The following is a 12,621-nucleotide window of genomic DNA, read 5'->3' on the forward strand; positions in this document are numbered from 1 at the left end:
CCTCGGCCCCCCGGCCCAAACCCAGGCCACCGCCCTCTCCCGGCCCCATATGGGTGCGCGAGCACCTCGGCACGTCATGTATTGTTCTTCGTGCGCGAGCGGCGCGGGGCGCAGATCCCGGGCCGGGTCGGGCACCGGGACGTGGCGCAGTTTGGTAGCGCACTTGACTGGGGGTCAAGGGGTCGTGGGTTCAAATCCCGCCGTCCCGACACACAAAAACGCACGTCAGGGCCGGTTTCCCAAGTTTGGGAAACCGGCCCTGGCGGCTTTCTGATCCCCGTTGGGAGAAACCCGGGAGAAGATCTCGGAAAGCCGTCTCCCGAAGTGGTTGCTAACCGGCCCGGGGCAGCCGGTCGAGAACAACTACGGGAGACCGTGGCGGCATGGCCCGTCACGCATCCCAGGGACGCCTCGGTGTGCGCCAATGCGTTCGGCCAACTCTCGCTTCTCATTGCTGCGGCCAGTCGCCCAGACCTGCATGCCGGCAGCGCTACCCATCTGAATCAATGCGGTGGCAACTCCGCCTGACGACCCCTGGACGAGCATGGTGTCCCCGGGGGACATTCCCCAACTTCTCGCTCAGCGTGTGGCGATCGGGATCCAGCGTCTCATCGCCGCGCCAGGCGGAGTCATTCAGCAACGGCTACAGCACGACGTCTGTGCCGTCCTCGAGGCACCCCGCGCCTTCGACGCCGAGGACGGCCGGCGGCGTGACGGGCCACGTGCCGATACCCCGCAGGGTCCACAGGTCATGCCAGTTGAGCCCTGCGGCCCTGATCGAGACTGTGGTCCAACCGTCGGGGACCTCCGGTTCAGGCTGATCACCGATGGCGACAGCGGATACCGGGTCGTCGTAATCGGAACGCCGGGCGAATACGGAGAACATCGGCCCTCCTGGGCTCTTCGTTCGTTCGGTGGCTGTGAATGAAGCGGGTGCGCCCAAAGTCACTCAGCGGTACAGGCGAGTTGGGGCGAAAAGTCCGACGGGGGGTGTCCCTATGGGTTTCGTCAACCTGTGGGGGTGGGTTGGGGGTTGTAGAAGGTGCCGTCGCGGAGCATCGCAAAGAGCACGTCGGCTCGTCGTCTTGCGAGGCAGAGGAGGGCTTGGGTGTGGTGTTTTCCCTGGGCGATCTTCTTGTCGTAGTAGGCCCTGGAGGCCGGTTCGGCCAGGGCTGCGAACGCGGAGAGGAAGAACGCTCGCTTGAGCTGCTTGTTTCCGCGTCGGGAGGGTGTTCGCCGCGGATCGAGGAGCCCGAGGTGCGTGTTGCGGGTGCGAGGCCTGCGTAGGCCGCGAGGTGGGCGGCGGACGGGAAATTCGATCCGTCGCCGACGTCGATGAGAATGCGGGCTCCGGTCCTGACGCCGATGCCGGGCCTGGACGTCAGGACCTGGGAAAGAGGGTGGGCCTCCAGCAGTTCCTCGATCCTGGCCGCGAGGAGTTTGCGCTGGTCGAGCACGGATTGCAGCGAGCTGGCCAGGCTGGGGACGATCAGCGCGGCAGCGTCGGTGCCGGGAACGATGACGGTCTGCTCGTCGAGCGCGGTGAAGATGTCCTCGACCAGGCGCCCGGCCATCCGCGGTGCCTTCGGCCGTATCAGGCTGATCAGTTGTCGGCGTCCGGCCTTGCGGATCTGGGCCGGGGAACCGAACTGGTTCAGCAGTCTCAGGACGGCCGGGTGCTGCACTCGCGGGCCCAACACCCGTTCCAGGGACGGGTGGATCTGTGTCAGCAGTCCCCGCAGCCGGTTGCTGATGCGGGTGGCCTCGCCGGCGAGGTCGTCGTCGAACCCGACGTTCATCTCCAGCTCGGCGATGGTCTCGTCTCGAGCTCGATCGACCGCAGGGTATGCGGCATCGAGCGGGCCGCGTCCGCGATCACGAACGCGTCGCGGGCGTCGGTCTTCGCCTCGCCGGGGTAGAGGTCGGCGATCCGCCGCATCGTCAGGCCGGGCAGATAGGCGACCTCGCAGCCCATGTCCCGGGCCACGGCCAGTGACAGGGCGCCGATCGAGGCGGGCTGATCGACCACGACCAGGACGGTGTTGTGCTTGGTCTTCAACTTGGCGAAGACCTCGCGGAGTTTGGGCTCACTGTTGGGAAGCCGCTTGTCGAAGGCCTTCTTCCCGGCGGGGGTGACGGCGGTGGCGTGATGTTCGCCTTTGCCGACATCCAGGCCGAGGAAGACGCCGATGTCACTGGTGTCGATCACGTGCACTCTCCGGTCGTACCCGCCCGGCCGTCCCACGGCACCGATCGCCACATCCACATTACGAAGAGCCTCCCGACCTGCGAAGAAGCCGGTGGTCATGTCCCTAAGCAGCGGTCTGTCAGTGCCTCCGGAGCTGGTGACACCACCCCCCAGGCCATGCACTCGACAGGGGGACTCAGTCATGCCAGCTCCAGAGGCCGGGAGCCCCATTGCGGGGCCACAAAGAAGGTAATGGGGATGACATGCGGCCGGGGGATCGCGGGAGGAGAGCGCCTTTCGCCCCCCCGATCGGCCTGGGAGCACAACCCCGGCGTACGGCGCAGCCCCCGACCGGGCCGATGGCTGACGCGAACTTCCATGCCCCCCTCGCTACTTCGATCCGGGGTTGCCCGGAGCGACCCAGGATGCGCACTCCCCCGGGCCGCGGTCACGGCCTCAGCTGGCGGGGGTCACCTCAAGCCGTTCGATGCTGTTGTTCCCCAGCGAGAAGCGGAACTGGAACGGCAACGGCCCGCCCGGGAAGTCGCCTTCTGCGTTCGCAGTCAATACGGAGGCCGTGCCGTTGAAGTCGATGACGGAGAGTGTGATCTTCGGGGCGATCATGTGCTCCCGTATCCAGCACTGGATCTGTTCGGTGCCGCGGTACTCGGTGGCGTCGTCGATCACGACTGCATCAGGGCTGAAGAGGCCGGCGAGAGCGTCGGCGTCGCAACCGTTCGTGCCCTCGATGAACGAGGCGACGGTGGGGTCGTTCACAACCGTGGTCATAGTGTTGCCTCTCTACTGAGCAAGGGATGGAGCTAGCGACGGGGTGGGCGGGACGAGGAACGAGAGTGGCGATGCCCGGCCACCTGCTCGCGGATGCCGCCCGCGGAGACGGCACTGGCTCTGCAGGGCTCGAGAGCCACACAGTAACCAATTTACTGTCCGTGCAGACAGCATAACGTGTCTTGAAGGACAATACATTCCCAACTACTGCAGCTCGCTTCGATAGGCTGTCCGCATGGTCGAACCCGTCGAGACCCCACCCCGGAGGCTGCGCGAGGCCCGTGACTTCCCGTATCGATCTGAGTTGCTGGCCAGCCTGAGCGCACTGATCCTGCTGTGGGAGTCGCCGGGACTGCAGAGCGAAATTCTCACCTCAAGTGGCGAGCCGATCGATCAGCCCGCCCATCAGGCGCTGCGTCATCTGGCCGCAGGCCAACCGATGCGTCCCAGCGACCTCGCCCAGGCCATGGGCACCGGGGCGTCAAACGTCAGCAAGATACTCAAGCGACTTGAGGGCGAAGGGCTCGTCTCACGCGATCCCGCTCCAGACGACACCCGGTCGACGTTGATCACACTGACCCCGGAGGGGACGGAAGCCGCGCGGCACATCTACAACCTCGGCGACGACATGATCGCCCAGGTATTGGCCAAGTGGTCCTCGCGTGACATCGCCCGCTACACCGAGCTTACGAAACGCTTCACTGCAGATGCGATCAGTGCCGCCGAGGACATGCGCCGGCACGGCCTCAAGCGCCGACCGGAGTGAGCGCGCACCCCCTACCCCGCTCCCGCTCAAGGACTGAGCGCGCGGAGAGCGCTTTCTGTCAACGCAGCTCGATGAGCGGGAAACCCGGGCAGTCACTCGGGGAAGTCCGCACTGCGAGAGAGGGATTCGCTGGCGCGAAGATCGGCTAGGGCCGCCTGCAGGGCGCCGGTTGCCGCATCGAAGCCCTGACCACCGAGCACGAGGCGATGGGGCGGTACCTCCTGCTCCATCCCCTGAAGCACAGCCTGCACTCCACGTGCCGGGTCACCGGGCTGTTTGGCGTCCTGCTCGATCATCGACTCCCGCACGGCTTCCAACTGCGGAAGGTAAGCCTCGACAGTTTCCTTCACAGGTTCGTGCGCAAAGCTCGCGTAGGCGCTGGTCCGGAAAGCGCCAGGCTCGACGGCCAGCACCTTGATGCCGAACTCGGCGACCTCGTGACGCAGCACCTCCGTGATCCCCTCGACCGCGAACTTCGACGCCGAATAGAAGCCAAACCCGGGGACGCCCACCAGACCGGCAACCGAGGACATGTTCACGATCCAGCCGTCACCCCGGGCGCGGAGGCCAGGCAGCACTGCGCGAGTCACTTCGAGCACGGCGTAGAAGTTCAGGTCCAGCTGGCGGCGAACGTCCTCCAGCGGCATCCCCTCAATCGACCCGTACCAGCCACGGCCGGCGTTGTTGACCAGGACATCGATACCGCCGAAGCACTTCTCGGCCGCCGCTACGGCCGCGCGGATCTGATCAGTATCGGTGACGTCGAGCTTCAGTACGAGAACGCTCTCGCCGTGCGGCGCCGCCCAGTCGGACAGCTCCGCGGGACGCCGTGATGTGATCGCCACCCGGTCTCCGCGCGCTAGCACGGCGTCCGCAAATGTAAGCCCGAACCCGCCAGGCGTCCCGCCAGTGATGAACCAAGTCCTCATGTCACGTCCCTACGTCGGTCAACTCGCGAACTTTAGTGTCTGCACAGACATCATAACGTGTCGCTCAGGACAGAATATTTCCGCTGGTTCACACCGGTAGAACTTCGTAGGTCTGCCTCTCGGTCTGTCCTCGTGCCGGTCGGGCGAGGGGCGTGGCGCAGGGGCTTCGGCAGGCGGTCGCACCCGAGCAGCTCCCCGTGCACCGGGGAGAGCGGTCGGGCCACTCGGCAAGCTCAAGCGACGCGCTGCGATCCCGCTCCCTCTTCGGCCAGCAGGACACGATCACGCCGGATCGGCAGGTTTCGATGCCGCACACCCGTCCGCGGCCCACCGCGTTGGCGCCCGCAGCCGCGGCGCTCACTGCGCCGATCTCACCGATGTCCTTGATGCCGACAGGGTCGTCCGGATCGGGGTCCTCCACCCAGATGCCCGCGAGAGCACCGATGGCGCGGAGGTGTCGGAGCGGGCAGTGATTCCCTCCGCGGCGCTGACCAGCTCGTTCGCCGGGATGCTGACCACACTCGACGGCAACCGCCTGCCCGGCATCAGCACTTTCGCCGCCCACCTCGACGGTGACTTCGACACTGGTGGTCGGCCCGCCGCCACGTCGGCTGCTCACCACTCTTCGGGAGACGAACGCTGATGGTAGATCAGTCCTTCGCTTCGCGGACGTCCTTTCCCTGCTCGGCGAAGGCCTTGAAGTCCCGCATGTGCTGTTGCGACTGCTTGCGGAAGGCGCCGGGCATCAGGAGCCCCACCAGCCGCATCAGCGAACCGCTGAACCGGTATTCGCTCTCGCTCACCCAGAGCGTCGTCTCCGGGCCGGCTTCGGTCAGCCGCTCGCGCACGGCGCTCCACATGCCCTCGCCGACGATCTCGCGGTCGAAGTGAACGACGTCCCCTTTCGGGATCCCGCGCAGGTCTGCCGGTTCCCGGCGCGTGATGGTTTCAGTGCACTCGATCTTCTGCTTCCCCATCTGCATCACGACCCGCGATGTCGTGCCGACCTGCCCGTGCACCCCACTCAGCGGCTCGTGCAGTACCAGACCCCGCAGCCACTTCGACATGTGTGCCGGGTCGGCGAGCAGCTGTACCACCCTCTCCCGCGGCAGGGCGATCTCGATGGAGACGGTGTACTTCATGGCGGAGTGCTCCGGTTCCCGAGTGAAGGCATGTACTTGCAGCCTCGCCTCATATTATTCAGTCACGGCATGTCAACGATTCCCCGGTCCGCGTGGTCGTGGCGGCTGTCGCCGTGCCAGCGGAGGGCGAGAGCGCGCTGTGGCCGGCGTGGGAGACGTTTACGGCCCGGTCGACACCGAAACCAGCCGCGAGCTGAGCCTAGGTGTCCCCGCAGCGCAGTTGGGCCAGCACCAGCAAGTCCTGGCGTCCGCAGGTCAGCCGACGTTACCGAGTGCGGCGTTCGCGCCGCCACTCACGCAGCCGGGCGGTGAGGAAGCGGGGGGGGGAGCTGGACAGGTCGACGCCGGATGGGTGGACAAGCACGCGGAAGCTCCTGGGCGGACAGGTGGTCTTGGCCGACGGCCCGTCTACCAGGAGCTTCCGTGCGTCTGGACACCACCCCCACCGTCAACTGCCATCGTGCTCAAGCAGGTTGGAAACAGCTCACTGTCACCGCCAGGCTGACCACCCACTGGAACCCCGGCCCGGTGGAAGGCACCGTCAACCGGTTCCCCGAACAAGCTGCTCGACAGCTTGTTCTGAGTCAGGATCTACGCACGACACGCATCGCCAGACCCGAAGCACGCGGACGCCATCCGCGCGCTTCGCGGCACCCCCCACACCCGATACGGGAGTTGCAATGCGACTTCGCCTATTCCGAAAACCGACCAACGCCCTCATCGCCCTGCTGGCGATGATTCTCACGGGGGCGCTCATAGCCACCGCGAACGCCACCGCCTCTCCCCCGGACCGGCCGTCCAACACGGCCGCGGAAGAGGACATCAGGCAGTACGAGATCCATGGGCCCTCCAGCGTCGCCGACCGCACGGCGCTCGCCGCCACCGGTGTCTCGCTGGACGAAGTCCACGATCACTCCGTGGTCGTCAGCGCCGACTCGGCCCAGGCCGCCAAGTTGCGCAAGCTCGGGCACAAGATGAAGAAGCTGAGCGGGCCCCCTGCCCGTACAGGCGGACAGGCCCGCAAGCCCGGCGACTTCCCGCCCGACGACTCCGGCTATCACACCTACGCCGAAGCGATGAAAGCGATCGACAAGCGCATCGAGCAGAACCCCAAGATCATGAGCAAAAAGGTCATCGGCAAGTCCCACGAGGACCGGGACATCATCGCCGTCAAGATCAGTGACAACGTCAAGAAGGACGAGGACGAGCCCGAAGTCCTCTTCACCCACCACCAGCACGCCCGCGAGCACCTCACCGTCGAGATGGCGCTCTACCTGATGGGTGAGTTCGGCGGGGACTACGACTCGGACGACCGAATAAAGAAGGCCGTGGACGGCCGCGAGATCTGGATCGTCCCCGACCTCAATCCGGACGGCGGCGAGTACGACATCAAGTCCGGTTCCTATGAGAGCTGGCGCAAGAACCGGCAGCCCAACTCCGGCTCCGATCAAGTGGGCACGGACCTGAATCGCAACTGGGACTTCAAGTTCGGCTGCTGCGGCGGCTCCTCTGACGATCCCGGCGACGAGACCTATCGAGGCAAGTCCGGCGAGTCCGCACCGGAGGTGAAGGTGGTCGCCGACTTCGCACGCTCCCGTGTGGTCGGAGGCAAGCAGCAACTCAAGGCGGCCATCGACTTCCACACCTACAGCGAACTGGTGCTCTGGCCCTACGGATGGACCACCGACGACACCGCCGAGGGCCTTACCCAGGACGACCACGACGCGTTCGAGGCCGTGGGCAAGAAGATGGGCAAGAGCAACAAATACACCGCCGAGCAGTCCAGCGACCTCTACGTCACGGACGGGTCGATCGACGACTGGCTGTGGGGTGACCAGAAGGTCTTCGCCTACACCTTCGAGATGTATCCGACGGACGTCGGCGGCGGCGGCTTCTACCCGCCCGACGAGGTCATCGAGCGCGAGACGAGCCGCAACCGGGACGCGGTGCTGCAGTTGATCGAGAACGCCGACTGCATGTACCGGTCCATCGGCAAGGAAGGCAAGTACTGCAAGGACGAGTGAGTCGCCAGGGACGCGGACAGGGGGTCGGGCAGGTGAAGCACGTGCCCGGCCCCTCGTCCGTTCACCGGGGACGGTCCAACGCCCGGGTGCGCTCCAAGAAGTGGCTCGCAGAAGGTCGACGAAGCTGGACGACTGCGGCTTTCAGCGGCAACTGCTGGGACCAGATGGGGACCACCGCCGTCCCTTCGCCCCTTTGCGAGGTGATCGCTCAGCGCTGCATACGCGAGGTCGACGGCGCGCATCTCGGGGTGGAGGTAGCGCTGTTTCGTGCTGCGGGAGCCATGTCCGGCGATCTTTCTGAGCACATGCAGCGGGGATGCCGGCGAGGGAGGCCCGCACCGCTGAATTGATTCCCGGGTCCCGGTCGGACGGGCGGATCAGCGCAGTCCGGCGAAGAGATCGTTCTCCGGTACGGCCGCGCCGGTGGCGTCCTTGACGCGTACGAAGGTCTCCATGCCCATCAACTCGCCGAACCTCTCCTTGCCCATCTTGAGGAAGAAGATGTTCTCGCCCTGGCTGGCGTGCGCGGCCAGCGCATCGAACTTCTGACTGCTGAATGCGAGGGTGTCCACCCACGTGGTGACCTCATCGTCGGGAAGGCCGATCTCGGCCATCGCGGCGGCCTCGGCAGGATCCGGCTCCGGCATGTCCTCACCGAACTCGCGGAGGGTCTCCCCGAACCGCTGCATCATCGAGCGGGGCATCGTCGTCCAGTACGTCTTCGGCGTCAGCGAGGTCATCTCCAGCGCCGCCATCGTGATGCGGTGGGCCTGGATGTGGTCGGGGTGGCCGTAGAAGCCGTTCTCGTCGTAGGTGACGACCACATCGGGTCGGTAGTGCCGCATGAGTTCCGCAAGTCGGGCGGCCCCTTCCTCCACGGGGGTCTGCCAGAAGGATCCGGGGGCGTCGTTGCTCGGCCAGCCCGTCATCCCGGAGTCGGCATAGTCCAGCATCTCCAGATCGCTGACCTTCAGGACGTCACAGCTCGCCTTGAGCTCTTGACGGCGCATCGCGGCGACGGCCGCCGGATCGTGCGCGGGGTCGCCCGGCTTCACACCCCCCGGTCCGTCACCGCAACCGCCGTCGGTACACGTCACGAGAACCGTGCGGATGCCCTCGGCCGCGTACCGCGCGAGTACCCCTCCGGTTCCGGTGGCCTCATCGTCCGGGTGGGCGTGTACTGCCATGAGCGTCAAGGGCCGGCCAGTCATGAAACGTCCTCCTGCAGAAATGCGTCTTGTCCGAATTGAGCGGTGGGCGCACCGCGATTCTGGGAACCGGGTCCTGACGGGGCGGAGGACCTTGTGGTCTCCGTGTTCCCCGCCCGTGCGGCGCCGGCCCGTCGGTCGATGTAACCGTGCCGACCGGAGCGGCTGTTCCCGGCGCGGCCGCTCGGCCTTCCAGGCGTCGGCGTTTCAACGCGAACAAGGCAAGGGCGCCAACGCGGATGACGTCCTCGTCCAGGTGGGCGGTGACGATCCGGCGGGCGAAAGGCCTTGCCCGCTTGGATGCGTTGCCCGGCGACCTACGGCGCTACTGCCGATCACGCCTCAGTGGGCGGAGGTTGTCTCTCCTGGGAGCAGTGCGATGATCCTCGCGTGAGCCGTGACCTGCGTATCTGTTTCGTCGGTGACTCCTTTGTCGCCGGCGTTGGCGACCAGCTGTGCCTCGGCTGGGCGGGGCGGCTAGCTGCACGCAGCTACGCCGATGGACAACCGCTGACCAGCTACAACCTTGGCGTGCGGCGGCAGACTTCCTCCGACATCCTCGCTCGCTGGCAGTACGAGTGCGTGCAGCGACTACGAGGCGGCACCGATCAGCGGGTCGTCCTGTCCTTCGGTGTCAACGACACCACGATGGAAGGAGGCCGCCCGCGCCTGACGCCCGAGGAATCGTCAGCCAATCTGGCTCAGATACTGGGCCAGTCCGCCGCCCAAGGATGGCTCGCCCTCGTGGTCTCCCCGCCGCCTGTCGATGACGATGAGCACAACGCACGCACTGCGCTGCTCGACGAACGGTTCGCAATTGTCTGCCGCGAAGCCTCCGTCCCCTACGTATCCGTCCATCAGCGCCTGCGCGAGAGTGCTGTATGGACGAGAGAAGTACACATCGGCGACGGCGCCCATCCCGGTGCCGGCGGCTACGACGAGATCACCGCTCTGATCGCACCGCGCTGGCGGGACTGGCTGTCTGCCTGACCTGTTCGATGCTCGTTGGTCCGGCTGCGGGAAGCGCGCGACACTCGTCCGTGGACCGTCTCGGACGAACTGTGGTCACTGATCGAGCCGTTGCCCCCGGTGATCACAGAGCAGCCTCGAAACTCCGTGATCACCGTGAATCGCGGCCCACTTCGCACCAGGAAGGACCCACGTCTAGCCCGATCCTCCCGGCCCTTGAGCGTCTGCGGTGTCAGCGTCCCCGTCATGCCGCATTTCGCGTGGGCTTATCCCGAAGCGCTTCCGGAACGCGGTGCTGAGTGCGCTCGGAGAGGAGAAGCCCGACGCGTACGCCAGGTCCGTGATGGTCACGTGCTGATAGGCGGGGTTCTGCAGGCGTTCCCGTATCAGCCTCAGGCGCTCTTCGCGTATCAGCTCGCGGGGCGTGGTCCCGGCACGCTGCAGTGCCAGCTGGATCTGCCGCAGTGACCATCCCAACGCGCGTGCCATCACCTCGCCGTTGAGCCCCGGGTCGCCGGCGTGCTCACGCACATGGCGGCGCACCATCGCCTCCACCTCGGCCAGATGTTCCGGCGCATCCGGGCGGTCATCGCCCGCGACCAGCATGCACAACAGCTCGACGATCCGGTCGGACACCGCATCGAACTGGCTGGTGGTGAGAGTGTCCCGTACCTCGTGCAGGCTGGTCACCATGTCCCCCACCACGCGGCCCAGGCCCGATGCCAGGTCCAGCCCCGCGGTCACCGGAGATTTCCGGTTCAGCCGACTGTCCACCTCGTGAGCAGGGATGGTCATGCTGAGTCCCTCGTAGTGATCGTAGATGGTCTGGTACGACCCGTTCACCGGGATCAGGCCCGCGGTCCCGGGCACCATCTCTGCTTCCTCGCCGTCCTGACGGTGCACAGCCCTTCCGGAGAGCATGACCACGAACCGGTAGTCCTCGTCCGGGTGCTGACGCACCTGCTGCGGGGTCCGGAGGTATCCGAGCTTGTCCGACCAACACTTCGCGAGCTGATAGGTATCCGTTTGCTGGCGGATCGTCCCGGCACGGAAGGAGTCGCCGTGCGGGAATCTCAGGTCCATCCGACAGTGGACGGACGAGACGTGATCGGTCCAGAAGTCGGCGCGCTCACGGGGCGCCACATCCCTGATCGACGACGAATTGACCACATAGGTCCCTCGGGTCCCCTCAAACACCCTTCATCGCTCCCTCACTGCCGTTGACCTCGTGATGGAAGGGGTGTTCGCCACAGCGCCCGGTTGGCGGGCCGTGACACGAAACACAGCCGCAGCGTAGTGCTGCGTTCCGTTTGTGTCCGCCGAATCCCACGGAAGTGGCTCCGAAAGGCCGTGCATGGGCTCGAACAGCAAGTTGCGCACTGCCCGGCTTCCCTTCAGAGAGAGCCGCGAGGTCTCGCCCAGGCAAGGAGCCGGCCTGGCGGGGACGCTGCGTACAGAGGCAACTATGACCAACCGGGCAGCTGTTGAGGATCCTTGTGTGTCGGGGCGTCGTACCGCAGCCGACGATTGCCCCAGCTCGAAGCAGGCTTCATCGTTGTCGGCGACACCGCGCGGTGAAGTTCAGCAACCCGAACGTGGCTCCTTTGCCAGGGGGATCGGCTTCCTCATCTGGCGTGACGGTCCGTCTGGGGCTGTGGGATCCGTCCGGGCACAGGTCGGTATGGGAGGTCGGCCCAGGTCACGCTACCTTGACCCTCCTCACAGGCTCGGACTCCCCATGTTTCCGAGAGGGCCTTGACCAGTAGCAGCCCGCGCCCGTTCTCCTCTTCGGACTCGGCAGACCGCAGGCGCTGTTCCTTCGACCGGCAACCTTCGTCTGCGACCTGGACACGCAGGTGCATCCCCGTCACGCGCAGTCCGTAGTCGATCTCCACGCTGTCGGTGTGGAGCACGGCATTGGTGAAGAGCTCGGAGATCACTAACTCCGCGTCCCTGCACACGTCTTCATGAGCACCCCACTCGCGCAACCGCGCCACGACACACCGCCGTGCCTCGGAGACGAAAATGTGGAGGGCCGGCAGCTGGAACGCCGCCTGAAAGGTCACAGCGGCTGCCTCACGGCGCTGTGCCGGTCGTTGAGCATCAGGGAAAGAAGCCACGGCGCGAATCCCGGGATCAGCCATGCGCATCGTCGTCATCATGGATGCGCTGCAGCACGGGAGTGAGCAGGGAAGCGACGGACCGGGACGGATCCAACAGCTGGCGCGTCCCATCAGTCCTGAGTGCCGTCTCGGGCCTGGAGTTGCAGATATCGGCGCCCATCGCATCGCGGGCGAGAGCGCGACCAGGAACGCGGTTGTCCTTGCCGAAGAGCATCGCACCGTGGGCTCTGCCGGGCAGGTGGGTGCCGAGCTGGAGCGGGAACCGGTCGACTGCGCGTACGTGAAGAGTGCCGGCCATCACGGTGTCCTTGAGGGTCGATGCGGAGCAACCAGCCGGGTGCACAAGGGCATCCTGACGCGGAGGCCTTCCTGTGGCCATTGCTCCATGGATGAGTCTGGTTCAGTTGCCCGCACTGCCGCCTGCAGCGCAGCAGATACCGGGAAGGTAAAGCGGAACCGGACTCTCGCACTTCTGCGTACACG

The 12,621-nt window shown here is 66.0% G+C and carries 12 protein-coding genes, 1 tRNA gene and 3 pseudogenes; 5 read left to right on the forward strand and 11 right to left on the reverse strand.

Annotated elements, in window-relative coordinates:
* Positions 1-135: 135 nt before the first annotated feature.
* A tRNA-Pro gene (locus I004_RS0104485) sits at positions 136-209 on the forward strand.
* A gap of 434 nt (positions 210-643) precedes the next feature.
* Here the strand turns inward: I004_RS0104485 and I004_RS37400 are convergent.
* The 3 genes and pseudogenes from I004_RS37400 to I004_RS32205 all read right to left on the reverse strand — a co-directional run bounded on the left by I004_RS37400 (position 644) and on the right by I004_RS32205 (position 2,977).
* Positions 644-886, reverse strand: a complete 243-nt coding sequence (locus I004_RS37400; protein WP_028434491.1) for an alcohol dehydrogenase catalytic domain-containing protein — start codon at positions 884-886, stop codon at positions 644-646.
* A gap of 122 nt (positions 887-1,008) precedes the next feature.
* A pseudogene (locus I004_RS32200) lies at positions 1,009-2,206 on the reverse strand (IS110 family RNA-guided transposase).
* Between the two features lie 438 nt (positions 2,207-2,644).
* Positions 2,645-2,977: a nuclear transport factor 2 family protein gene (locus I004_RS32205; protein ID WP_037975006.1), complete on the reverse strand. Its 333-nt coding sequence runs from the start codon at positions 2,975-2,977 to the stop codon at positions 2,645-2,647.
* 235 nt (positions 2,978-3,212) lie between these two features.
* On the opposite strand from I004_RS32205, the gene I004_RS37405 reads away from it, so the two are divergent.
* Positions 3,213-3,743, forward strand: a complete 531-nt coding sequence (locus tag I004_RS37405) for a MarR family transcriptional regulator (protein WP_051344703.1) — start codon at positions 3,213-3,215, stop codon at positions 3,741-3,743.
* 92 nt (positions 3,744-3,835) lie between these two features.
* On the opposite strand, the gene I004_RS0104510 is transcribed toward I004_RS37405, so the two are convergent.
* Both I004_RS0104510 and I004_RS40145 read right to left on the reverse strand, forming a co-directional pair.
* Positions 3,836-4,672, reverse strand: coding sequence for an SDR family NAD(P)-dependent oxidoreductase (locus tag I004_RS0104510; protein WP_028434493.1), 837 nt, complete (start codon positions 4,670-4,672; stop codon positions 3,836-3,838).
* Between the two features lie 233 nt (positions 4,673-4,905).
* Positions 4,906-5,096, reverse strand: a pseudogene (locus tag I004_RS40145) (hypothetical protein); the annotation flags it as partial.
* Positions 5,097-5,141: 45 nt separating this feature from the next.
* Here I004_RS40145 and I004_RS39790 point away from each other — a divergent pair.
* The gene (locus I004_RS39790; RefSeq protein ID WP_199779324.1) at positions 5,142-5,315 is read left to right on the forward strand and encodes a hypothetical protein; all 174 of its coding nucleotides are present in this window, start codon (positions 5,142-5,144) and stop codon (positions 5,313-5,315) included.
* 7 nt (positions 5,316-5,322) lie between these two features.
* On the opposite strand, the gene I004_RS0104520 is transcribed toward I004_RS39790, so the two are convergent.
* Positions 5,323-5,814 carry an SRPBCC family protein gene (locus I004_RS0104520; RefSeq protein ID WP_028434494.1) on the reverse strand — a complete coding sequence of 164 codons (492 nt, stop codon included), beginning with the start codon at positions 5,812-5,814 and terminating at the stop codon, positions 5,323-5,325.
* A 202-nt stretch (positions 5,815-6,016) separates the two neighbouring features.
* A pseudogene (locus tag I004_RS40150) lies at positions 6,017-6,178 on the reverse strand (IS5/IS1182 family transposase); the annotation flags it as partial.
* A 316-nt stretch (positions 6,179-6,494) separates the two neighbouring features.
* Here I004_RS40150 and I004_RS0104525 point away from each other — a divergent pair.
* Entirely contained in the window at positions 6,495-7,838 is a 1,344-nt protein-coding gene (locus I004_RS0104525; protein WP_051344704.1) for a M14 family metallopeptidase, read from the forward strand.
* A gap of 377 nt (positions 7,839-8,215) precedes the next feature.
* Here I004_RS0104525 and I004_RS0104530 read toward each other — a convergent pair whose 3' ends face one another.
* Positions 8,216-9,049, reverse strand: a complete 834-nt coding sequence (locus I004_RS0104530; RefSeq protein WP_028434496.1) for a PIG-L family deacetylase — start codon at positions 9,047-9,049, stop codon at positions 8,216-8,218.
* Between the two features lie 387 nt (positions 9,050-9,436).
* Between I004_RS0104530 and I004_RS0104535 the strand changes: the two genes are divergently transcribed.
* Positions 9,437-10,036, forward strand: a complete 600-nt coding sequence (locus I004_RS0104535; RefSeq protein WP_028434497.1) for a GDSL-type esterase/lipase family protein — start codon at positions 9,437-9,439, stop codon at positions 10,034-10,036.
* A 174-nt stretch (positions 10,037-10,210) separates the two neighbouring features.
* Here the strand turns inward: I004_RS0104535 and I004_RS32215 are convergent, their stop codons facing one another.
* The 3 genes from I004_RS32215 to I004_RS0104550 all read right to left on the reverse strand — a co-directional run bounded on the left by I004_RS32215 (position 10,211) and on the right by I004_RS0104550 (position 12,436).
* On the reverse strand, positions 10,211-11,212 hold the full coding sequence (locus I004_RS32215; protein WP_051344705.1) for an AraC family transcriptional regulator: 1,002 nt from the start codon (positions 11,210-11,212) through the stop codon (positions 10,211-10,213).
* Positions 11,213-11,640: 428 nt separating this feature from the next.
* A complete protein-coding gene (locus I004_RS32220; protein WP_486579735.1) occupies positions 11,641-12,249 on the reverse strand; it encodes an ATP-binding protein in 609 nt (202 codons plus the stop codon).
* Positions 12,152-12,436, reverse strand: a complete 285-nt coding sequence (locus I004_RS0104550; protein WP_028434498.1) for a hypothetical protein — start codon at positions 12,434-12,436, stop codon at positions 12,152-12,154. The genes I004_RS32220 and I004_RS0104550 overlap by 98 nt, the downstream gene beginning before the upstream one ends.
* Positions 12,437-12,621: the final 185 nt, after the last annotated feature.

The sequence above is a fragment of the Streptomyces sp. TAA486 genome, assembly GCF_000426165.1.

Bases quoted from the DNA above. Each gene is read 5' to 3' on its own strand.
- I004_RS37400 (WP_028434491.1), bottom strand. From the start codon at position 886: ATGTTCTCCGTATTCGCCCGGCGTTCCGATTACGACGACCCGGTATCC.
- I004_RS32205 (WP_037975006.1), bottom strand. From the start codon at position 2,977: ATGACCACGGTTGTGAACGACCCCACCGTCGCCTCGTTCATCGAGGGC.
- I004_RS37405 (WP_051344703.1), top strand. From the start codon at position 3,213: ATGGTCGAACCCGTCGAGACCCCACCCCGGAGGCTGCGCGAGGCCCGT.
- I004_RS0104510 (WP_028434493.1), bottom strand. From the start codon at position 4,672: ATGAGGACTTGGTTCATCACTGGCGGGACGCCTGGCGGGTTCGGGCTT.
- I004_RS0104520 (WP_028434494.1), bottom strand. From the start codon at position 5,814: ATGAAGTACACCGTCTCCATCGAGATCGCCCTGCCGCGGGAGAGGGTG.
- I004_RS0104525 (WP_051344704.1), top strand. From the start codon at position 6,495: ATGCGACTTCGCCTATTCCGAAAACCGACCAACGCCCTCATCGCCCTG.
- I004_RS0104530 (WP_028434496.1), bottom strand. From the start codon at position 9,049: ATGACTGGCCGGCCCTTGACGCTCATGGCAGTACACGCCCACCCGGAC.
- I004_RS32220 (WP_486579735.1), bottom strand. From the start codon at position 12,249: ATGGGACGCGCCAGCTGTTGGATCCGTCCCGGTCCGTCGCTTCCCTGC.
- I004_RS0104550 (WP_028434498.1), bottom strand. From the start codon at position 12,436: ATGGCCGGCACTCTTCACGTACGCGCAGTCGACCGGTTCCCGCTCCAG.